At 59.7% G+C, this 20,657-nt stretch carries 17 protein-coding genes and 3 pseudogenes; 5 read left to right on the forward strand and 15 right to left on the reverse strand.

Annotated elements, in window-relative coordinates:
* The first annotated feature begins 19 nt into the window (after nucleotides 1-19).
* Entirely contained in the window at nucleotides 20-499 is a 480-nt protein-coding gene (locus tag ACYZTM_RS26885) for a VOC family protein (RefSeq protein WP_461985581.1), read from the forward strand.
* Between the two features lie 26 nt (nucleotides 500-525).
* Here ACYZTM_RS26885 and ACYZTM_RS26890 read toward each other — a convergent pair whose 3' ends face one another.
* The 8 genes from ACYZTM_RS26890 to ACYZTM_RS26925 all read right to left on the reverse strand — a co-directional run bounded on the left by ACYZTM_RS26890 (nucleotide 526) and on the right by ACYZTM_RS26925 (nucleotide 12,675).
* Nucleotides 526-1,389 carry an alpha-amylase family protein gene (locus ACYZTM_RS26890; protein ID WP_131063309.1) on the reverse strand — a complete coding sequence of 288 codons (864 nt, stop codon included), beginning with the start codon at nucleotides 1,387-1,389 and terminating at the stop codon, nucleotides 526-528.
* The gene (locus ACYZTM_RS26895; protein ID WP_131063308.1) at nucleotides 1,386-2,360 is read right to left on the reverse strand and encodes an alginate O-acetyltransferase AlgX-related protein; all 975 of its coding nucleotides are present in this window, start codon (nucleotides 2,358-2,360) and stop codon (nucleotides 1,386-1,388) included. Before ACYZTM_RS26895 ends, ACYZTM_RS26890 begins: the two co-directional genes overlap by 4 nt.
* Nucleotides 2,357-3,010: an alginate O-acetyltransferase AlgF gene (locus ACYZTM_RS26900; RefSeq protein WP_131063307.1), complete on the reverse strand. Its 654-nt coding sequence runs from the start codon at nucleotides 3,008-3,010 to the stop codon at nucleotides 2,357-2,359. Before ACYZTM_RS26900 ends, ACYZTM_RS26895 begins: the two co-directional genes overlap by 4 nt.
* 8 nt (nucleotides 3,011-3,018) lie before the next feature.
* Nucleotides 3,019-5,562: an NfrA family protein gene (locus ACYZTM_RS26905; protein ID WP_461985584.1), complete on the reverse strand. Its 2,544-nt coding sequence runs from the start codon at nucleotides 5,560-5,562 to the stop codon at nucleotides 3,019-3,021.
* On the reverse strand, nucleotides 5,559-7,673 hold the full coding sequence (locus ACYZTM_RS26910; protein WP_461985586.1) for a glycosyl transferase family protein: 2,115 nt from the start codon (nucleotides 7,671-7,673) through the stop codon (nucleotides 5,559-5,561). The genes ACYZTM_RS26905 and ACYZTM_RS26910 overlap by 4 nt, the downstream gene beginning before the upstream one ends.
* 12 nt (nucleotides 7,674-7,685) lie before the next feature.
* Nucleotides 7,686-9,899: a hypothetical protein gene (locus ACYZTM_RS26915; protein ID WP_461985588.1), complete on the reverse strand. Its 2,214-nt coding sequence runs from the start codon at nucleotides 9,897-9,899 to the stop codon at nucleotides 7,686-7,688.
* A 40-nt stretch (nucleotides 9,900-9,939) separates the two neighbouring features.
* Nucleotides 9,940-11,178 carry a non-hydrolyzing UDP-N-acetylglucosamine 2-epimerase gene (wecB, locus tag ACYZTM_RS26920; protein WP_461989229.1) on the reverse strand — a complete coding sequence of 413 codons (1,239 nt, stop codon included), beginning with the start codon at nucleotides 11,176-11,178 and terminating at the stop codon, nucleotides 9,940-9,942.
* Between the two features lie 609 nt (nucleotides 11,179-11,787).
* The gene (locus ACYZTM_RS26925) at nucleotides 11,788-12,675 is read right to left on the reverse strand and encodes a LysR substrate-binding domain-containing protein (protein WP_461985590.1); all 888 of its coding nucleotides are present in this window, start codon (nucleotides 12,673-12,675) and stop codon (nucleotides 11,788-11,790) included.
* Nucleotides 12,676-12,808: 133 nt separating this feature from the next.
* On the opposite strand from ACYZTM_RS26925, the gene ACYZTM_RS26930 reads away from it, so the two are divergent.
* The 3 genes and pseudogenes from ACYZTM_RS26930 (at nucleotide 12,809) to ACYZTM_RS26940 (ending at nucleotide 15,645) form a co-directional block, all read left to right on the forward strand.
* Nucleotides 12,809-13,861 (forward strand): agmatine deiminase family protein, encoded by a 1,053-nt coding sequence (locus ACYZTM_RS26930; RefSeq protein ID WP_461985592.1) that lies wholly within the window; start codon nucleotides 12,809-12,811, stop codon nucleotides 13,859-13,861.
* Between the two features lie 4 nt (nucleotides 13,862-13,865).
* Nucleotides 13,866-14,753 (forward strand): annotated as a pseudogene (gene aguB, locus ACYZTM_RS26935) (N-carbamoylputrescine amidase); the annotation flags it as partial.
* 4 nt (nucleotides 14,754-14,757) lie between these two features.
* Nucleotides 14,758-15,645: a Gfo/Idh/MocA family protein gene (locus ACYZTM_RS26940; protein WP_131063301.1), complete on the forward strand. Its 888-nt coding sequence runs from the start codon at nucleotides 14,758-14,760 to the stop codon at nucleotides 15,643-15,645.
* 16 nt (nucleotides 15,646-15,661) lie between these two features.
* On the opposite strand, the gene ACYZTM_RS26945 is transcribed toward ACYZTM_RS26940, so the two are convergent.
* The 6 genes and pseudogenes from ACYZTM_RS26945 to ACYZTM_RS26970 all read right to left on the reverse strand — a co-directional run bounded on the left by ACYZTM_RS26945 (nucleotide 15,662) and on the right by ACYZTM_RS26970 (nucleotide 19,273).
* Complete coding sequence (locus ACYZTM_RS26945) at nucleotides 15,662-15,823, reverse strand: DUF2986 domain-containing protein (protein WP_461985594.1); 162 nt, start codon at nucleotides 15,821-15,823, stop codon at nucleotides 15,662-15,664.
* An 83-nt stretch (nucleotides 15,824-15,906) separates the two neighbouring features.
* Nucleotides 15,907-16,602 carry a tRNA (adenine(22)-N(1))-methyltransferase gene (locus ACYZTM_RS26950; RefSeq protein ID WP_256657013.1) on the reverse strand — a complete coding sequence of 232 codons (696 nt, stop codon included), beginning with the start codon at nucleotides 16,600-16,602 and terminating at the stop codon, nucleotides 15,907-15,909.
* Between the two features lie 389 nt (nucleotides 16,603-16,991).
* Nucleotides 16,992-17,435 (reverse strand): annotated as a pseudogene (locus tag ACYZTM_RS26955) (zinc-binding dehydrogenase); the annotation flags it as partial.
* A gap of 378 nt (nucleotides 17,436-17,813) precedes the next feature.
* Nucleotides 17,814-18,242 (reverse strand): nuclear transport factor 2 family protein, encoded by a 429-nt coding sequence (locus ACYZTM_RS26960; protein WP_131063299.1) that lies wholly within the window; start codon nucleotides 18,240-18,242, stop codon nucleotides 17,814-17,816.
* Nucleotides 18,243-18,443: 201 nt separating this feature from the next.
* Nucleotides 18,444-18,569 (reverse strand): annotated as a pseudogene (locus ACYZTM_RS26965) (phage infection protein); the annotation flags it as partial.
* Between the two features lie 131 nt (nucleotides 18,570-18,700).
* Entirely contained in the window at nucleotides 18,701-19,273 is a 573-nt protein-coding gene (locus tag ACYZTM_RS26970; RefSeq protein WP_461985597.1) for a chorismate mutase, read from the reverse strand.
* Between the two features lie 293 nt (nucleotides 19,274-19,566).
* Here ACYZTM_RS26970 and ACYZTM_RS26975 point away from each other — a divergent pair, with 293 nt between their 5' ends.
* A complete protein-coding gene (locus ACYZTM_RS26975; RefSeq protein ID WP_461985599.1) occupies nucleotides 19,567-19,950 on the forward strand; it encodes a LysR substrate-binding domain-containing protein in 384 nt (127 codons plus the stop codon).
* A gap of 3 nt (nucleotides 19,951-19,953) precedes the next feature.
* On the opposite strand, the gene ACYZTM_RS26980 is transcribed toward ACYZTM_RS26975, so the two are convergent.
* Nucleotides 19,954-20,355 carry a RidA family protein gene (locus tag ACYZTM_RS26980; protein WP_461985601.1) on the reverse strand — a complete coding sequence of 134 codons (402 nt, stop codon included), beginning with the start codon at nucleotides 20,353-20,355 and terminating at the stop codon, nucleotides 19,954-19,956.
* Nucleotides 20,356-20,657: the final 302 nt, after the last annotated feature.

Raw genomic sequence — 20,657 nt, forward strand, 5'->3', positions numbered from 1 at the left:
CCAATGTTGGAGAACCAGCATGGTCAGCAAAAACACGATTTGTCTCTGGTACGACGGCGCTGCGCTGGACGCCGCGACGTTCTACGCCAAGACGTTTCCTGATAGCGCGGTGGGAACCATCCTTCGCGCGCCTGGCGATTATCCGGCGGGCAAACAGGGCGATGTGTTGACGGTCGAGTTCACGGTGATGGGCATTCCTTGCCTCGGCCTGAATGGGGGGTCGGAGGTCAAGCACAACCAGGCTTTCTCGTTCCAGGTGGCGACTGACGATCAAGCCGAAACGGACCGCTTGTGGAACGCGATTATCGGAAACGGCGGTGTGGAAAACGTCTGCGGCTGGTGCCAGGACAAATGGGGACTGTCGTGGCAGATCACGCCACGGGTCTTGACGGACGCCATCAACAATCCTGATCAAGCGGCGGCCAAGCGCGCGTTCGACGCCATGATGCAGATGGGGAAAATCGACGTCGCGGCGATCGAAGCGGCTGTTAAGGGTTAACGAGGTCTGACGCTTAGTGATCGACGTTACCGCGCCAGTTGCTCCACCAGTTCAGGCGTTACGTAGTGCGGTCCGTCGAACAGGTAGAGCGGATAACCGTCATAGGCCGCCAATTGCGTTTTCAGCTCGGCGGCGGTCGCGGAGCGGAATCCGCCACCGAAGTTGGGCCGGAAGGCCTCTACGATGATGCGCACACGGTCTTTGCCCAGACGCTGGCGCAAGGCGTCGGCGTAGGTTTTGGCGACCGGTGCGGTGCGGGCGTAGACACCGACGCCGTCCTGGAAGAACACGCCAATGTCATTCGGCAGCCACTGCTTGAGCCATTCAGCCGTGGCGACAGGGCCGATATTGGCGCCGTCATACACGCTGATCCATAACGGTCGCGGTAGCTTGGCCAGCAGGGCGGGCAGTTCCTTGGCGCGGGTCCAGCTGGGGTCGACTTCGGCGGGGAAATACCAACCGGTGACGTGCAAGGGTGTCGGCAATTTGGCGATGCGTTCCGAGACAGCGGCCAGCTGCTCGATGTTGTCCCGTGAGCGGTTCTCACTGAAGTAACCGGCCAGTCCGAGGATGACGTCTTGCGCCCAGGGGGCCTTGGCGATGCGTGCCCAATCGGGCAGGACCGGTACGCTGGGCAGGCCGGTACCGGGAATGAAAGCCTGATCGTCGACGACGGTCCATTGCACCAGCAACTCACGAGCCCCCAGTTTTTCCCAGTGGCCGTTGATGCCGACGGTCTTGTTGTCCGGCTGCCAGACGATGCCGACGATTTCCGGAGCCAAGGCCTTTTTGTTCGTCACGTAAAGTGTGCCCGTCCCTGTGCCGAGGATGACGGCAAACAACAGACCCGCAACGGTCGTGCGACTGGCGGTGTAACCAAGAATGTTCACGGAAGTGCCTTGTTGATGCGCTGATGCCATTGGCTCAGCGAGGTGATGCCTTTGGCGTTCCAGTTGGCTGCCGCATCGGGACCGAGGTGGAATTGACCCTCATTGAATTGCCAGACGATCACTTGCGGTTTGTGTCGGGCAAAATCCGCCGACTCCAAGTATTGCAGCAGCGTAGCCCACGGGCCGACGTCGCCGGGGTTCCAGGTCAGTGCGACGGGACGGTCCAGGGCATTGGAAAGCTTCTGGGTAAAACCCAGGTAAGGCTGGACAAAACTGTTGCCGATCACCTGAACCGGTGCCGGTGCGTCATCGATCAGCAAGTCGTTCTCTGCCTGATGGCGAACCGTGTAGATGTCGCGACCAATCGCCTTGCGCTTGATCGCCGGCAGGAAATTGCTCGCAAGGTCACCGAACGCGCGTCGGTCGAACCACTGGCCCAGCGCCGCGCCACCGCCGGGTTCGCCTTGCAGGCGGTAACGTTCGGTAATCAGTTGCGCCGTGGCGTCTGCGGTGTTTTCTGCGCTCCAGGCTGTCCAGTGGTAGTCGGCGCGGTAAAACGCGGTTTGTTTGCCGTGTTCGGTCCGTTGCAGGACAGGCTTTATGTTCAGCGTGGTCAGGCCTGCTTGAGTCAGTTCGCTCTGCAAGCGGTCGTAACGCTGCATCACGGCCGGGCTCAAGGGCTGATCGGCGGGGAGGCGCGCGGCATAAAACGGCGCCTTCATTGGCACCACCAACACGACCAGTCCGATGTGTTCCCGTGCAAGGTGCTGCTGGAGTTGTTTCACCAGCGCAATGTTGCGCGTCACCCCAGTGTTGTCGACCCTGTTCAGGCTTTCCCAGGCCGGGAATAACCAGCCACCTTCGCCGGTAATCACCGCCGAGGCCGCTTGAACGTGGGTGCCGGACAGGCTCATTAGCAAACCGACGATCATGGCGGGAACCGGCAAGTGAGTTTTCAATTGAAGACTCATGGCGCGGTCTGGTCGACAAGGCCAATCAGGCGTGGAGCCTGCCGGGAACCGACCAGGAACAGGCTGTAACGATCGCCGGCCTTGAAGGGCGCCAGCTTGAACGGCAGGCTGGTGTTCTGCTCGCAACTGGCAACCAGCGTCGCCTGCACCGGGTTGATCGTTCGCTGGGCTTGTCCGTTGAACGGCACCTGATTGAACACAGGAGCGCTGTTAGCCAGTTTGACTCCGGCCTTTTCGCAACCGTTGGCCAGGTTGTAGACGTTGAGTTCGGCGCGCAGGTCTTTGCCGCGCAGCGGAGGGTCGATGACCAGGCGTGGCGCCCGCGCCGGGTCGCTGTCGAGAATCAGCGTGGCCCACGCACTTTTCGGCGCGCTCAGGCCCTTGATCTCGCGACCGTTGACGGTCACTTGAAGCGGCTGTCGCGAGTCCACGACCTGAAAAGGACTGGCCACTGTGGTCTGGGCAGAAAGGGCGAAGCTCGCGCCTTGGCCCACCTGGACCTGCATGGCGGTGTCGGAAGGGTTGACCACCCGCACCCAGGCCGAACCCTCGGGCAGTTTTGGCGCGTACAGCTGGGCAATTTCAGGGGCGGCGTTTGCCCACATCGGGATCAGGCCAAGTCCCAGCCACAAACAGAATCGAATGTTCATGCAAGTCCTCAATAGGAATAAGTCAGGCGACCGAAGACACCTTGAGCGCGGTCATCGCCCAGCACCTTGACGCGGTACTGCAGGGAGAAGTCGACATAGGAGCGGGGAGCGTTGTACGCATCCTCGCGGAACCAGTACCGGACGTTGTTACCCACGCCGATACCTCCGGCCTTGCCGGACGATGAGTCCGACTTGCCGTCGGAGTCGGTCCCGCTGTTCATCTTCGAGTCGTAGTCATACGCCGCCACCACATGGGGGAAGCTCACCCAGCGCGAGCCTGCGCCACCGATGGCATAGCTGCGGCCGACCTGCCATTCGCTGTTGAAATAGTCGCGTGAGTCGTTGACGTAGTGACCGGCTTCAGCGAACAACTGCGAGGTCCACCAACTGGAGGCATCGACGCGCAAATCGGTCCCTACGCTTGAGCCGTAGCCCAAACGCACCAGCCAGTCACCGTCGACGTCCGACGATCCCAAGGGGAATGTGCGCTCGACGGCGGCCATCACGTTCAGCGATGTGAAGGGTTTGACCCGTACACCCACGGCGCCTTGCAGCGCATCGAAACCGGTATCCGAATCGCTGTTCTTGCTCCACAGGGTGTCGGTGACGCGCCCGTAGAGTTCCACAAAACGCGCGTTGCGATAACCCAAAGGGCGCCAAGACAGTTCGGTGCTGTTTTGCAGGCTGTCATTGCTGTTGCTGCCGCTGCTCGGGGCTGCGCTCAAACCACTGCTGGAACTGTTGCCGCGATAACTGGTGGTGCTGGTCAAACCCCAGGTGCGCGACACATCGGCCACCGCTCGACGGGTGTCGAACAGTTGCTGCGCAGGCATGTCCAGTTCACCGGAATGTTGCGCGTCGATGACGCGCGTGAAGTAGGTGACGGCTTGCTCGTCATCATTGACCCGCATCGCGTTATAGGCCGCATCCTGAGTGGCTGTCGGCGTGAGTCGGGTGTCGGCATCGGCCTTGCGGAACGACGCGTGGGCACCGTCATCGTCGCCGGCCTGGACCGACAAGTAAGCGATTTGCAGGTCGCTCATCGATTCCAGTTCGCCCGTGTCCCGCGCTTGTTGCAGTCGTTCGCGAGCGGTTCGGCGTTGGCCAATGGCGCTATACAGGCTGGCCTCTTCGTAAGCGGGCAAGCTGCCAAGTGCAAGGGCTTGGGTAAAGTCCTTGCGAGCCCCAGCATCGTCACCCGCTTGCTGGCGCAGACGGCCGCGTTGGGCCAACAGTCGGGCATCATCGCTGCTGAGCTTGAGGCCCTCGCTGGCCGCCGCGATGGCGTCGGGCACCTGTTTCTGGTCGCTCAGTGCGCTGACCAGCAGGCGCCGGTATGCCGGATTTTGCGGTGCACGGGCAATCGCTGCGTTTGCCAGGACGACCGCCGATGCGGGGTCCTTGCCGGCCAGGGCCGCGTAGGCTTGGCCGGCCTTGTCGGTTCCGCCGTCGCGCTGGTTGCCCGGCCAGATATCACAGACCAGTCCGAACGCCGTTTCCTGACAGTTCAACGCCGGTGCCGGAAACTGGGCAACAGCGTTCAGACCGTTGTTTTTCTGTCGCAGCGCCATTCTGGCTGCGGTGAGTCGGCGGGCTACTTCGCCGCCTTCATCGTCGGCCAGTCGTTGCAGATGATCGAGCGCCTGCTGAGGCTCGCCATGGACCAGTGCGGCGTCGGCGGCGAAGAAACGAATGTCGCGGGTTTCCGCTTCCAGCAGGCCATCGATGGCCAAGGCGTGATTCAGGTCCGCCTCGGCCGCTGCTGTTTTGCCCTGACGATCAAGGGCGTAGCTGCGCAGAATCCATGGTGCAATTTCCCCATCGTCCTGAGCCAGTGCGCCGGACGCGGCCAGCTCGGCCCCTCGGTAATCCTTGGCCGCGAGCAGGGCGCTGATCAGCAGTTGCTGATTGGCGCCGATTTCCGGTGCCCAGGCGACCGCTTTCCTGGCTTGGTCCACGGCCTGAGGCACGTTGCCTTGCTCCAGGGCGCGATAACCCTCGACCGCCAACGGTGCAGCCAGTTGGCGACGAATCGCTTCGCGACGCATTAGCAACGTATCGTCGTCCGGGAACACGGCCAATGCCTGGGTGGTAGCCTGATCTGCTTCCTGCAAATGCTGTTGGCGCTGTAAAGATTCGATCAGCAGCAGTCGATAATCCATGCGCTTGGGTGCCTGAGCGATGGCTTTGCGTGATGCCTGTGCTGCAGCGCTGAAGTCATCGCGATCATAAGCCTTGAAGGCCTGGGCGGCGGCGCCGAAGCCCGGCGCCTGACGTGACGGCGCGTAGCGCTTGGGGTGATCACGCAGGTCCTTGTCGCGCTGAGCCAGCACAATCAGCGTGTTCAAACGGGTGATATCGGCCCGTTGACGCAACGCTTCGCGGGCCTTGGCGATGGCCAGGTCGTAGTCTTTGCGCTCGTAAGCGCTGTACGCCTCGTTGGCGGTGACATAGGCCGGGCCGGTCAACGGCAATGGCAGCGTCTCGGCATGAGCCAGCGCCGGTATCAGGCTCAGCCCCGTGGCCAGGAGGGTCAGCAAGGGGCGATTCATGTCGCAAGCTCCGCAGGGTAGTGGCTGTGCTGACGTGCCACGGCCTTTTCGATGGTGGCGCGGGGCAGCACGCCGCTGTCGACCAGATAGTCGCCGATGCGTCCGTGACGCTGTGGGCGGTACTGCAACATGGTGCGGTTGAACACGTCGCGATCCAGCAGGCCCATTTCAATCAACAGATCACCCAGCAGTGGTGCGCGGGCGTCCGGCACGGCTTGGCCATCGCGCACGTTCAGTAGACGCAACTGCGCGACAATCTCGCTTTCCCGGGCAATCAGTTGCACCGGTTCGCTGCCCAGTACCTCGCTGACTTGTTGCAGGCCTTCGGCCGGCAACGGGCTGGCCACGGCCAGTTGTACTCGGCCGTCGGCATTCAAGCCCACCGGCACCACACGCCAGCGCAGAGCGAATTCATCGTCCAGGGTGAGGGTCGACGCCTGCGCCTTGTGGGCCACATCGAACACCCGCGGCAGGTCGTTCTGGAAAGCGATGGCTTCCGCCAGCGTCTCGTCGTCCAGCCAGCCGTTACTGAGCAAAATCCGCCCCAAGGGCATGTGCCGGTTTTTTTGTTCGGCGAGGGCGCTTTGCAGGTCGGTTTCGTTGATCGCCTGCCAGGACAACAACACGCTGCCCAGCTTGCGTGGCGCGGCAGCGACCAGGTCGGTGGACGGGAAGTCATGCATGGTCTTGTCCCACACCAGTTTGCGGTTCATCACCTTGCCGACCAGGAACATGCGCCACGCCCGTGACGCGGCCATGAAGTTGACGAAGTTGCCCACGACCATGCGCGGGATGGACAGCAAGCCATGCTGCCAGCCGTACAGCACGGTGGTGAAATAGCAGCGGTGCGCGATGCGCCAGGCCAGCGCGATACCGTTGGCCAGCAACAGGTATTTGATGAAGCCATTGGTCTCGAACGGCGTCGGGAAACTCACATCCCACAGGCCGCTCTGGCGCAGGATGATCAAAGCCAGCAGCTGCACCAGAATCACGTAGGCGATGATGCTGACGAACGCCGTCACCACGCCCTTGCGATCACGAAACAGTAGATAACGGTTGGCCAGCGAACCGTTCCAGCCCATTTGCTCCCAGCCTTGCAGGCCAATGCCCAGTGTCCAGCGGGCTTTCTGGCGAAACGCGGTGCGGAAGGTATCGGGAAAGAACTCACGCACGCACAACGGCATCCGCAGGGTCGATTCGTAAGGCTTGCGAAACCATGATTTACGCAACACGCGAAACTGCACCGGGAAACGCACGAAGATCGCGTTCATGCCGACCTTGGCCAGACGCGCACCGACGTCGTAGTCCTCTGTGAGGCTGTCCGTGTTGAACGGCTGGTTCTGGGTTTCCCCGGCCAGCACCCGTAGGGCACGGTGGGAAAAACAGGTGCCGACGCCGGCGGACGGCACTGTATCGGTCATGCTTTCACGCACCACCAGATCCTTGCCGTGCCATTCGGCAAATTCATCCATGTAGGTGCCGGCCACCCATTCGTACCAGTTGCGTTCCAGCGAAACCACGGGCAACTGAATCATGTCCTTGCGCGGCAGCAAGTAGTTGAACAGACGCAATTCCATCGGGTGCAGCACGTCTTCGCTGTCGTGCAGAACGACGCCGGCGAAGGTCATGCCGTGGGTTTTCTCGTGCAGGAAAATCGCCTGGATCACCCAGTTCAGGCAGTCGGCCTTGCAGGTCGGCCCGGCATGCGGGACTTCCACGCGATGCAGCTGCTTGTAGCGCCGACGCATGCGCTCCACTTCATCGATGGTGCGCTGGTCGTTGATGTAGGTGCCGACGAAGACCACATAGTTCTGGTAATCGAGGGTCGACACCATGTTTTCGATCATCGGCGCGATGACGTCATATTCCAGCCAGGCCGGGACCATGATTGCCAGCGGCTGTTCATCCCGGGCCATCAGCTGCTCGGCGGTCAGCGGCCGGTATTTCCGGTCCGCGGTGAACTTGCGAAACAGGCGGCGAGACCAGTACCACAGGTCAATGAACAGATCGTCGAGGCTGGAGATCAGGATCAGCACCGCGACCACGATGGTCGAGACTTCCAGGAAGCTGTAGTAGTGGGCCAGCCAATAGGGCCAATAAAGCGACGTCATCGAAAGGTTCCGTTACTGGCGATTGCGACGGGCGTTACGGCCAGCCAGCAACAGGATGAGAACCAACAGGATGCCACCCGGAATCAGCCACAACAGCGACGGCGTACGCCAGGCGTCCAGGCCCCTGGGTTCTTCGTTGTCGATCAAATGACTGCCGTTTGGGTCCTGGGTATCGAAGGTGGTCAGTGCACCGTTGTCACCGAGGATGGCCACGTCGCCGCGGCTCAGCAGAATCTGTTTGGCGAAGCGCGGTGCATCACTGCCCAGGGCGCGATAGACCAGGCCGTGCTGGCCGCCGGAATCGACCACTTGCAACGAGGCCAGGTGGTTGAGGGGATGCACGTCGAGCAACACCTGATCCTTGTGATTGATGCGCAGGCGTCCCTGCTCATCGACCTGCACCGATTCCTTGCTGTCCTTGATCGGCAGCTCGAAGGCGAGGAAGGCCTTGTCCAGCGTGACCGAGGCATTCGGGTCTGTGACGACTTTCAGTTGCGCCCGCAGCGGGGAGACACCAGCGGCGTCAGCGACCGAAATCACTTGCGCCAAGCTGCTCGCCGGATGCTCGAGGTAGGCCTGCGGCACCAGGAGTTGCGTGTCTACGGCAAAGCGCGCGGCCATGCCGGAGAAGTCATCGCCCAGCGCGGTTTTTTCCAGCACGATGTGGCTGGTCGGCAGCACCGAAACCGGGAAGGCTTGTGGCGTTTCCAGGCAACGATCACTCACTGGTTGACGCTGGAACGACACGCGCAGCACGTTCGTTGCACCCACGGCATAACGCGGGATGCGTGCCTCGATGCGTTGCTTTTCACCGTTGGCCACAAGTTGCTGCGCACCAATCAGATAATCATTGAGAAACAGCGAGGCCACCGGCGCGGTGTCCGAAGCGCCAGGCGCGGCAGACACATCGATCACGGCTGTCACCGGCAAGCGACCGTCGTAAGCCACGCTGCCCAGAGGGAATGAAGTGCTCCAGTCAGACTTGGCCAGCACGTCGATGGCGCCGGGTTTTCCACCCAGGCGCGACAAGGCCACACGGCCGTCGGTGCTCAAGGGCATCTGGGCTTCGCTGACCGTCAATTGGCGACTGCGTGCCAATTTGTTCCAGGCGGTACTGAACAAGGCCAGCGCCTTGCCGGTGGCATGCGGCGCGATCATCAGCACCGGACGCGTGCCCACCAAGGCCAGGCGCACATTGTCTGTGCCGTCGGCGGCAAGGCCTTCATTGATATGCCGTTCACGCCATTGCGTGAAGGCATTGGCAGCCGTTGCGTCGAGGCTTTGAATCTGGCTCTGCAGCGCGTCGAGGGATTCATTGACCGCCTTGAGCAGTTGCGGATCGTTAACCGCCAGATCCGCCTGGACATTCGGCGTCTGGCCCAACATCAGCAATGCGCCAATCTCCGCCGGGTTCGCCAGGGTGTGCGGACCTTTGCCGTTGAGGCCGGCGAACGCGGGAATACCTTGCAGTTCGGCCGGAATGCGCAGGCCACTCAGGTCGACGCTGTCTTGGACGACAGGGAAGGGCAGGATCTGGCTGTGCTTGCCAATCCGCTCCAGTGCCACACCCAGACGCCACGCCGAATCGTAGCTTTCGGCAGATAAGGTGCCCGGTGCGACCATGATCCTCGGTTTGCCAGGCAATGCTGTCCACGCAGCACCGACGTCTTGCAACTGGCTGGCGTCGTAGCTGTAAGTGAGGCGGGTGTCCGGTTCGATACGCAAGACGTTGCCGATGGCGCGTTCGTCTTCGCACAACACACGGGACACGATCGACGACCAGGCAATGCCCAGGCGAACCGAGCCGCTGTCCCGCGCTTTCTTGTCCACGCCCAGCGTGGCGCTGGCGTCGCCTTGGGCTTCGCTGAGCCCTTGAGCGCGCACCGGATAACCGTCCAGCGACAGCAGCAGCGTGTTGCGGCCACCTTCGCCATTGAGGTAACTGGCGTCGAAATTCAATGTGGCATCCGTCAGTGGCACGCCCGCCGGCACCGGCAAATACAGTTCGCGGCGGGCATCGGTGGAGCCGAGGATGATCGGTGCATCGATCCCCAGATCGCTCAAGCGGACCTCACGCTCTTGTCGGGTGTCGGCGTTGAGCCGGTTGATCGCCTGGGTGAGCGGGCTGTCCGCGGCCAAGGCGAAGGTCGGCATGAGCGCGAGCAGGCTCACGCCACAGGCAAGGGCGCTGAGCGCACCCGTTTGGATGGCAACGGAAGACTTCATTCAGGTAGATCTCGAGCTGATAAGGGGAGGAACGTTTGGTTTATCGAGAGGTAAAAGCCGGGTAATTGTTCTCGGGCACAGGCAGCGCTGACGGGTAGTGCAGAAACTTGGGCAAGGGCTGACCGGCCACGATGAAATCATCCACCGGTCGGCCCATCAGGGCATCGACGATGCGCGCACTGGCCTTGCCGTCGCCGTAAGGGTTGGCCGCCTGGGAGCAACGACGCCATAGCAGGTCGTCATCGAACAGCGCGTTGACGCCGGCGATGATCGAGTCCGGCGAGGTGCCGACCAGACGCACAGTGCCCGCCGCGACAGCTTCCGGGCGTTCGGTCACATCACGCATCACCAGCACCGGCTTGCCCAGGGACGGCGCTTCTTCCTGTACGCCACCGGAATCGGTGAGAATCACATGGGCCCGTTGCATCAGGCGCACGAATGCCAGGTAGTTCAGCGGCTGGATCAGGTGCACGTTGGGCAGACCGCCCAACTGCTCGGTGACCGGGCCCACGACATTGGGGTTCAAGTGCACCGGGTAGACGATCTGGATATCCGTGCGCCGAGCCAGTTGGCTCAAGGCCTTGCAGATGTCCAGGAAGCCTTCGCCGAAATTTTCCCGCCGATGCCCGGTCACCAAAAGGACCTTGCGGCCGGCCTGCAGGAACGAGAACTGCCGGTCCAGGCTTGCACGCAGGTCAGCGTCCTGCTCAATGCGCCGCGCGGTCATCTGCAACGCATCAATCACCGTATTGCCGGTCACGAAGGTGCGCCCTTGCAGGCGTTCGTCGAGCAGGTTCTGGCGCGACTCGTGGGTTGGCGCAAACAGCATGTCCGCACCCAGGTCGATGCAGCGACGGTTCATTTCTTCCGGCCAAGGGCTGTAGATATCACCGGTTCGCAGCCCGGCTTCCACATGGCCGACCGGGATGCGCCGATGGAACGCAGCCATCGCGGCGACCATGGCCGAGGTGGTGTCGCCATGCACCAGCACACGGTCCGGACAGGTCATTTCCAGCACAGGGTCAATCGCCCCGTAAAGCGCCGCCGTCAGCGAGTTCAGCGTTTGGTGCGGCGTCATCACATCAAGGGTGTAATCGGCCTTGAGGTCGAACAGATCCAGCACCTGTTTAAGCATGCTTTGATGTTGACCGGTAATGCATACCTGCGAATGAATGCCAGGTTCCGCAGCGAGGGCTTTGATCAGAGGCGCCATCTTGATGGCTTCTGGACGGGTACCGAAGATCGACAGGATCTTAATCGTTGAATGCTGGCGAGCGATGATGTCTTCCTTGCGCAGTTTTAGTGCGCAGTACACTACAGGCCCAAGTTTTATTGAGACTTGAGCAAGCAGGTGTTATTTGGATTTGATTAATGCCGGGGGATCAGCGCGGGCGCTGATGTTCACTTCGTGTGAGAGGGTGTATCGCCTGTAAACCCGGAAGCGGCCGGATTATTAGCATCGAAGAGAGATGTTTTAAAGCGTTATATGAGATTTTATATTTAATAAATAAGTTTGAAACTTTTATAATTGAAGTCTGTCTTTTTCTGGTTTTTTATTTTTTAAAGGTTTTTTCTTGGTTGTTATTCGCATCTTAAATAGTTGTTTTATATAGATTTTATTATTATGCATCCGTTCGTCAGTGTGTGTGAATTATTGATTGGTTATAACAGTCGCGATCGGCGGCGTTAAAGGTGTGGTGGACTGGAATGCCAGCCACTTAAATGACGCCTGAATAATGTCGCAGTGTACGGGTTATTCTTTTTGAACTAATAAAGTTTCTTGCAAAAGCGCTGTCGGGCAATAGTAGTAGGTGGCGTGTTTTATTGTGCAAATTAAACTTCGCCCACGTACTTGGCTGCTGATACTGGCCAATTGTCTCGCACCGATTCATGTCGCAAGCGTAGACGTCGTCTGGCTGGCTGCGTCCAGGTTAATCAGCAACCATTCGACAAAGCTTCGCGCCAGTGGATTGTTCTCACTGTCACGATGGGTCAGCAAGGCCCAGTTCGGGCCGCGAATGGTGTGCTCCACCAAGGGTTGCAGCAGCCCTCTGTCCCGCGCTGGCCGACTCAGCAACTGGCTGACCAGCGCGATACCGAGCCCCGCGCACGCCGCGTCCAACAGCAGGCCAGGGTCGGAGAAATTCAGCCCCTGATCCTTCTGGCCGACATCGATGCCAGCCTCCACAGCCCAATGACTCCAGTCCATTTCCCGCTCGCCGTGCAGGGTGGTGCGCTGCTCGACGGGCACCGCCAACAGGTCCGGGTGGCAGGCCGGATAGAGGCGGTCGGCGTGCAGCACCTTGAAGCTGCACTCGGCCTGGAAGCTGATGTCATCGCGTACCGCGAGGTCGATGGTCTGAGTGGCCATGTCCGGGACTTCATCGGTACTGAAAATCCATAGATCGACCTCCGGATGCTGACGGCGAAAATCTCCCAGTCGTGGCAGCAGCCAGTGACGGGCGAACGTCGGCGTGGTGTTGAGCACCAGTTGGTTGGGTTTCTGGTATTGCCCGAGGCGACGAATGCCGACCGCCAGTTGCTGCAATAACGCCTGGGTTGTGCTGAGCAAATCATGCCCGGCATCGGTCAGGCTGACGCTGCGTCCACTGCGAAAAAACAACGGCTGCTCAAGGTACGCCTCAAGCGTGCGGATCTGCTGGCTGATGGCCGATTGGGTCAGGTGCAACTCGTCGGCGGCCTTGTGAAAACTGCCCAGGCGGGCGGCTGCTTCAAAGCCGCGAAGGGTGCTGAGCGGAGGCCAGTGCTTGAGCATATTGATAAGTTCCTCTAATCACTTTTCTACAAAATCCATCGTTTGTTTGCCTTTTTTACAGCCGTAGCATGCATACCAAGACCGCCAAGGCAGTTTTCATTGAACACAATGGCTTAACTGAAGGGCTTTTATCATGCAGCAGAGCGAACTTCAAAACAGTGGCTGGTGGATGCCGGCAGAGTGGGTCAAGCACGCGGCGACCTGGATGGTCTGGCCGCACAATCAGGCGCTCTGGGAGTCGGGTTGGGGCGTTACCTTGCCGTTGGTGCAGGAAGATTTCGCTCGGGTGGCCAACGCCATTGCCCGGTTCGAACCGGTGAAAATGGTGGTCGATCCGTCGGCTGTCGCGAGTGCCAAAGCGCTGTGTGGACCCAACATCGAACTGATCCCGTTGGCGGTCAACGACAGTTGGTGTCGGGACTCCGGCCCGAGCTTCGTTTGTCATCCGCAACACGGCCTGGCCGGGGTGAGCTGGCGCTTCAATGCCTGGGGTGGCAAGTCGCTGCACAACCTGGACGAAAGCCTGGCGCGTCGCGCACTCAATCGCCTCGGCGTGCCGTGTTTCGGCACCCCACTGAGTAACGAAGGCGGCGCGATTCATGTCGACGGCGAGGGCACGCTGATCACCACCGAGTCGGTGTTGCTCAACCCCAATCGCAACCCGGGCATGACCAAGGCCGAGATCGAGGAGATTTTCACCCGTTTGTTGGGCGTGAAAAAAACCATCTGGCTGCCAGGTGATCCGGATTACGTGACGGGCGACATGACAGACGGCCACGTTGATGGCGTCTGTGCCTTTGCACGTCCCGGCGTGTTGCTGGTGGACGCCACCCACGACAAGCACTCTGTGTACGCCGAAGTTGCACGGGAAAACCGTCGCGCGCTGGAACTGGCCACCGATGCCCAAGGGCGCAAGTTCGAGCTGATCGAGCTCTATGAAGCCACCGATGCCGTGGACACTGAAGCTGAAGTGTTCTGCGCCTCGTACACCAATTTCTACATCGCCAACAACGCGATCATCATGCCGGCCTACGGCATCGACGCCGACAACGCGGCCGTCGAGGTGTTGGCTCAGGCGTTCCCGGGCCGCGAGGTGGTGCCGGTGCGGATCAATCACCTTGCCCATGGCGGCGGCGGGGTGCATTGCATCACCCAGCAGCAGCCGGCCTGGCCATTGCAGGAGTGATGCCATGACCCTGTTGACGATTGCCACCACCCAGATGCCTTGCACCTGGGACTTGCCGCACAACCTCGATCAGGCCGAGCAATTAGTCCGTGAAGCGGCGGCGAAGGGCGCCCAGGTCATCCTGTTGCAAGAGCTGTTCGCCACGCCGTATTTCTGCATCGAACAAAGCCATAAGCATTTGGCGTTGGCCGAAGAATACCGATACAGCGGCGTACTTAAACGCTTTGCCGCGTTGGCCAAGGAATTGGGCGTGGTGCTGCCACTGAGCTGGTACGAAAAGGCCGGCAATGCCTACTTCAATTCCCTGAGCGTGGCCGATGCCGACGGGCGCTTGCTGGGGGTGTATCGCAAGACTCACATCCCCAACGCCATCGGTTATCAGGAGAAGGAATACTTCAGCCTCGGCGACACCGGTTTTCGTGTCTGGGACACGGCGTTCGGGCGCATCGGTGTGGGGATCTGCTGGGATCAGTGGTTCCCTGAAACCACCCGCTGGCTGGCATTGATGGGGGCGGAAGTCTTGCTGTTTCCCACCGCCATCGGCTCTGAACCGGGTTGCGCAGTGCTGGACTCCCGTGACCACTGGCAGATGACCATGCGCGGCCATGCCGCCGCCAACATCCTGCCGGTGGTGGCGTCCAAGCGCGTCGGCCAGGAAGTGGCGACCACCGATCCGGACTTGCAGATGAGCTTCTACGGCTTGTCGTTTGTCTGCAACCACAAGGGCAAGTTGCTCGCCGAGGCCGATCGCGACAGCAGCGGCGTGCTGGTGCACAGCCTGGACCTGGCCGTCATTCGCGAAGAACGCCTGAGTTGGGGCATCTACCGCGACCGCCGCCCGGACATGTACGGGGCGTTGTTGAGTCAGGACGGTCGTCACCTTCGGCTACGGCAAGATTGCCCAGGATCAACACGTCCCCGCGATCAACGCCAACCCCGCGTTCCAGTTGGTGTCTGTCGCAACACAAGGGCAACCCTGCGCCGGGGTAGAGAACTTTCAGTCCTTGAGCGAGTTGCTCGAAAACGGCCCGTACGTTGATGCGATTGCGTTCTGCACACCGCCGCAAGGACGTTTCGCGCTGGTGCAACAAGCGTTGGCAGCTGGCAAACACGTACTGGTAGAAAAGCCGCCGTGCGCCACATTGGGTGAAGCGATGGCATTGGTGAGTCAGGCAGAGGAGCAAGGCGTCAGCGGTTTGTTCGCCTGGCATTCACGCTACGCCCCCGGCATCGAAGCCGCCCTTGACTGGCTGGCCACCCGCACCCTGCAAAGCGTACAGATCGACTGGAAGGAGGACGTGTGCAAATGGCACCCCGGCCAGGCATGGATCTGGCAACCCGGAGGCCTGGGTGTGTTCGATCCCGGTATCAATGCGTTGTCGATTGCAACCCATCTGCTGGCGCTACCGCTGTTTGTCGAGTCTGCCGAACTGCGAGTCCCCAATAACTGCCAGTCGCCAATTGCCGCTTCCATCAAAATGTCTGACGCGCGTCACCTCGATGTCCGCGCGGAGTTCGACTTCGACCACGGTCATGACGAACTCTGGAGTATTGAGATTCGGTGCACCGAAGGCATCCTGCGACTGGACAACGGTGGCGCACTGCTGAGTATCGACGGCGTGCGCCAGGCCGTATCGGAGGAGGGCGAGTACGCGGCAGTGTATCGACATTTCCAACAGCTGATTCGCGACAAGGCCAGTGACCTGGACCTCCAGCCGCTGCGACTGGTTGCCGATAGTTTTTTTGTCGGCAGTCGCGTGTCGGTTGAGCCGTTCTACGATTAGTGGCCGTTCAGGTAGATCAGCTCTCAAGGGGAATGATTGAGTCGTCACTGGATTCAGCCGCGAGTTTCAATCGGTCCGCTTTACTGATGTATTTGGACTTGCTTGCCGGTGCCAATTTGGCACTGGCCTTTTTGGCGTGAGCCTTTAATAACTGCTTGATCTTTTTTTGACGATTCATGTTTTTTGCTCAGCTTGAAAATTCTTGAATGATGCTTGCCTGATCGCCGCTCGGCGACTGTTCGTACTAATCCTAAACCCGTTTCAAGCCAGCAACTCGGTGATCCACCGGGCCTGCCGGGCGACGTCCTGCATCTTCTCCTCGGGCACGGTCTGCCGCGCCCGGGCGAAGTGGGTCAGGGTCTGCTGCTTGTGGCGCAGTATGCGCTGCCACTTGACCAGGAACGCGGGGCTGCGTGCCTGCATCTGCAACGGGCCGAAGTACAGCTCCTCGGCGGTGTACATCACCGGTCCGGCGCGTTCGGCGACGATGATTTCGTAGTCGAAGCAGTTTTCCCGCAGCAGCTCCTCGCAGAGGATGCGGTAGTCATTTTCCATCAGCCATTGGCGCAGTGGCTGCTCGCCGCCGTTGGGCTGCAGGATCAGGCGCTCCTTGCCGCTCAGGCGCGTTTTGCCGCTGTCGAGGATGTCGCGGATGGTCTCGCCGCCCATGCCGCAGATGCTGATCGCCGTGATCCCGTCTGCCGGCTCGATCGCCGCCAGGCCATTGGCCAGGCGCACAGTGACTTGCTGCTCCAGGCCGCTTTCGCGCACGGTGCGTTCGGCCGAGCGGAACGGCGTCAATGCCACTTCGCCGGCGACCGCCGCCGCGATGGCGCCACGGCGCATCAACGCCACGGGCAGGTAGCCGTGATCCGAGCCGATGTCGGCCAGGCGCGCACCTGCGGGCACATGCGCCGCCACGCGCTCCAGGCGCATGGACAATGTCTGTTCGTTCAACTGCAGTTCCTTTTCACCACGAATGTCCCGCACCTTGGACCGGATCGGGGCGACTATTCTGTCGAGCAATGCGGTGCATTTCAAATTACTGCGACCACGGCCATGACTCCACCCGTATCTACTTCTCGAAGCGTAAATGAATCCGAGTTCTTTTTGCCTCAGTCCGTGACGTTTGAAACGAACGCCTAACGTAGTGAATTGATTACATAGCGTATCAACTGAAATGCGCATCAGCGGCATTATCACAACAGGAGGCTACAACTACATTAGAGAGGATATTTTTTTTCAGGTGCCTCTCATGGTTCCGAACATTATGAAAACCGCTTGCCTGACAACCCTTCTTGTCGCATGTGCAGCAATGTCGGTCGTTCAAGCACAACCACTGCCGCTCGGCTCGCATCCAGCACAACGCGGTAACGCGCCTTGCCGCTGCGCAGGTGTTCGATCGCTTCGTTGATCCGACTCATGGGAAAGAGCTCGACCTGCGGCAGGATCTGATGACGTGCGCAGAATTCCAGCATGGTCGCGGTATTACTCGGCGAGCCGACCGGCGAGGCCGACAAGGTCTTTTGTTGGGGAATCAGGTTGAACACATGCACTGGAATGGCGTCGGGCACGATGCCGACAAAATGCAGGCGACCCTTGCCGCGCAGGGTGGCAAGCATGGCCGTCCAGTCGAGGTTGGCGTTGGCGGTCACCAGCAGGAAATCCAGGGTGCCGGCAATCGCGTTCAGTGCGTCGCTGTCGGTCGGCGCAACGACGTTGTGCGCGCCCAGGCGTCGGGCTTCGTCCGTCTTGTTCAACGACGAGGTAAACGCCGTGACCTCGCAGCCGCTCCAGTGGCGCGCCGGCCGCCGTTGCGGCCCAGCCAATGAAGGACGTGACTTCGGTGCTGTCGCTCATGGGATACCTCCAGATCAAGAGACACGGGGGTTTGGCTGTTTGGCTGTTTGGGTGTCGCAGCGCGAGCAAGGCAGGTGCAGCGACCGCCTGAAAGGATAGTCCGGGATCCGGGAACCAAGGGGGGGTAACCCGACAATCAGTTCGCCAGGTGTTGTTCGGTGATGGCGGTAAGCTGATGGGGGTCTGAATTCGGCGGGCTATGCGTCTGAGCAGATTAGAGACATCCTGCTCATCCCTGGTCATAGCGGTGGCCTTGTGAACGAGGTGCTCGGGTTGCCCGAGTACCTCGCCCAAACGATACAACGCAATCAGGCTTTGCTGGCCGCCAGATACGCGCCAAGGCGTTGTCCCATCTGCTCGCCCAACGCTTGCAAGGCGCTGAATGGGCGGACCATCACCTCGAACTCAACGATTTTTCCTTGTTCATTGAACCGGATCATGTCGATGCCCTTTAACTCTTTACCGCTGACTTTGGCGCTGAACTCCAGCACGACGCTCAAGCCGTCCGCTGTCGACAATTCCCGGTGGTAAACAAAATCCTCAAACACTTCGATGACCGTGTTGAGAATCATCGATACCACGGCCGCTCCCGGGTAGGGCGTGTGGGCCATCGGCGAGCGGAATACTGCGTGTGGGTCCAACAAACCGGGCAGGGCGCTCAAGTCACCCTTTTTGATCATCTCGTGCCATTGGTTCAAGGATTGTGCGGCGTTGGGGTGCAGTTTCAGTTCAGACATTTTCAACTCCTGTATTTTTGTTGTTCTGTAAAATGCTTCAGTGTTGCGCATGCAGCGTTGCCCGATGGCTTGGCGCAAGTCTTCAATAGTGCCGCCAAGATTGAACGGCGGCTATACGGATGAACTAAAAGTAGCTCACGAAAAAGCCCGGCTGATTAGGCCGGGCTTCTTTTTGGGTACCGCTGTAAAGCCATTCATTCAGGCAACGCGGTTTTCGATCAGACGGTCGGAGCCACCTTCAGCAACAACCGGGTGAGCAGAAGTAGCGGCGAAAGCGTTAACTGCAAAAACCGAGAAAGCGATGCTGAGAAGGATTTGGCGTTTCATGAGGGTGTGCTCCAGGGTGTAGTTGTTTGGTATGGACGCGATGTTACGCCCCGGAGTTTTTAAGAGAGCTTCATTGAGTTAATGGTGACTATCGACGCAGTCAAAGGCTGCACAGAACCGGCGTTGCCCTGTCACTGATCAGCGACACACAACTCCCCGGTAGCGCGTATCAACGCCTGACCGTGCAGTTGATCCTTGATCAGGCCGGCTCGCGCCTCACCCAGCCATGTCGGGCAGTTCGGGTCTTTGCGATAGGGCGCGAAGTCGGCGTATTGCTGAAGCAGACGGCTTTGCAGCTCGTCCAGCTGTGGGCGGATCTGCTTGGCAAGGTCCGGCCTCGGTGTGTCAGGCGCCTTGCCGGCCGCCCGCCAAACAGCGAGCAGCCCGTACTGCACGAGCTTGTTGGCTTCGATCTGTGCGGCGATCAACTCGGCGACCTGTTCCGGGTCCAACTTTCGTTTAACGGCCATCTTCCTGGCATTGGCGATGACTTGCGCTTCACGGGTGCTGTCCTGGATCGGTTTACCACTGTCCCACTTGGTCAGCGCCACGAGATCACCAATGTTCAGGCGCTCGTTCATCGTTACCAGCAGCGGTTGTAAACTGTCGGGCACCGGGGCAGGCGTGCTTGCCTGTGCGCCGCCTGCTAGTAAACCGATCAGGGCGCAGGTCAGCAGCTGCGGGATGCGTGGGAAGCAGGGCATAAGCAAAACCTCATCAGACTCAGGACTTACAAATTCAGGTGTTGTGTATCACAGATGGACGCCAAGCATACAACGCTTGGAGCGACCGCTGAGTTAGACTGAAATGCAGAACAAACATACTGATTTCAGTCATGACTGTGCAGACTCATGGACAGTACGGCTGCATGTTCATCATGAGGCGGGTAGACCACAGTGAACCAACTTTTAGCAATGCGTGCATTTGTACGTGTTGTGGACACAGGCTCTTTCAGTCGGGCTGCAGACCAACTGGCAGTTCCAAGGACCTCGAACGTATGGGTACGCCTGCTTCCCCCATTGATCTCCAGACAAATCATGTTCAGGCAGGCTACTTCTTTGCCGCGACGGGTAAACCGGAACCCTTGGTTTTCAAGCACGGCACTCATCGATACGAAATCGGTGGCTGCACATTTTCGACGAATGACGGTAACGGCCTTAAAGAAATGATGCTTGCGGGCCTAGGCATCGGGCAGCACTTCAGGCGCATTGTTCAGCCCCATCTGGACGCTGGCGAGTTAGTTGCCGTTTTGGAAGACTGGTCTCGACCCGCCATGCAGTTTCATGTCCTCTATCCACCCAATCGCCATCAAAACGCCCGGCTAAAGGTTTTTATCGATTGGGTGTTTCAGACATTCAGGGAAGAGTCGCCCGCTCATTGAAACTCAAGGAACAATGGCGGTAACGCGGATTTCAATACGCATCGTCGGAAGACCAAGCGCCGCGACCCCGAACTGCGTCCAGATGGGAGCGTGGTTGGGCATGTAATGGCGATACAGCCTGGCCATCGTCTCATTAACTATCGGAGGGAAACCTCCGACATGGTAAGAATTGACGTGGACCACATGCTCCCAACTGGCACCTGCCGTCGCTAGTGTTCGTTCCAGGTTTTGAAATGCTTGAGCAATCTCGTCCTCGATCGATTCGGGAATCTGTAGATCGTCATCCCAACCGCCCTGGCCTGAAGTCTCCACTCGATCGCCAATTTTTAAAGCTTGCGAGTAATGCAAAGCGTTGAGCAGGGTTTCGCCATAACCGGGCGTAACAAAAAACTCGGGCTTGTTCATTGTGTTCCTCTGTTCAGTTCGGTACTCGGTAGAGGCTTCTACCTCTGGTTGATGCTAATAGACTGAATAGAGGAGCAATAGCCGTTAAAGCTGTCATGACTATCCATGTGTATGGATAGTGGGTTTGCGGTTATGCACGAAAAAGCCCGGCCTCATCAGCCTAATGCTGTTCACTTAAGACAATCATCAGTCGAGCGAGAACCTGTGGCGAGGGGATTCAGCGAAACGTCGCACCGCCCCGTTCGGCTGCGAAGCGGCCCCCTGCGCCCGTTCAGACAGACCGAGTTGTGTGGATTTACGAC

The sequence above is a fragment of the Pseudomonas sp. MDT2-39-1 genome (assembly GCF_054898085.1).

Bases quoted from the DNA above. Each gene is read 5' to 3' on its own strand.
- ACYZTM_RS26910 (WP_461985586.1), bottom strand. From the start codon at position 7,673: ATGACGTCGCTTTATTGGCCCTATTGGCTGGCCCACTACTACAGCTTC.
- ACYZTM_RS26930 (WP_461985592.1), top strand. From the start codon at position 12,809: ATGCAGCAGAGCGAACTTCAAAACAGTGGCTGGTGGATGCCGGCAGAG.
- ACYZTM_RS26895 (WP_131063308.1), bottom strand. From the start codon at position 2,360: ATGAGTCTTCAATTGAAAACTCACTTGCCGGTTCCCGCCATGATCGTC.
- ACYZTM_RS26925 (WP_461985590.1), bottom strand. From the start codon at position 12,675: ATGCTCAAGCACTGGCCTCCGCTCAGCACCCTTCGCGGCTTTGAAGCA.
- ACYZTM_RS26980 (WP_461985601.1), bottom strand. From the start codon at position 20,355: ATGAACAAGCCCGAGTTTTTTGTTACGCCCGGTTATGGCGAAACCCTG.
- ACYZTM_RS26945 (WP_461985594.1), bottom strand. From the start codon at position 15,823: ATGAATCGTCAAAAAAAGATCAAGCAGTTATTAAAGGCTCACGCCAAA.
- ACYZTM_RS26915 (WP_461985588.1), bottom strand. From the start codon at position 9,899: ATGAAGTCTTCCGTTGCCATCCAAACGGGTGCGCTCAGCGCCCTTGCC.
- ACYZTM_RS26885 (WP_461985581.1), top strand. From the start codon at position 20: ATGGTCAGCAAAAACACGATTTGTCTCTGGTACGACGGCGCTGCGCTG.
- ACYZTM_RS26905 (WP_461985584.1), bottom strand. From the start codon at position 5,562: ATGAATCGCCCCTTGCTGACCCTCCTGGCCACGGGGCTGAGCCTGATA.
- ACYZTM_RS26970 (WP_461985597.1), bottom strand. From the start codon at position 19,273: ATGCCCTGCTTCCCACGCATCCCGCAGCTGCTGACCTGCGCCCTGATC.
- ACYZTM_RS26960 (WP_131063299.1), bottom strand. From the start codon at position 18,242: ATGTCTGAACTGAAACTGCACCCCAACGCCGCACAATCCTTGAACCAA.
- ACYZTM_RS26900 (WP_131063307.1), bottom strand. From the start codon at position 3,010: ATGAACATTCGATTCTGTTTGTGGCTGGGACTTGGCCTGATCCCGATG.
- ACYZTM_RS26975 (WP_461985599.1), top strand. From the start codon at position 19,567: ATGGGTACGCCTGCTTCCCCCATTGATCTCCAGACAAATCATGTTCAG.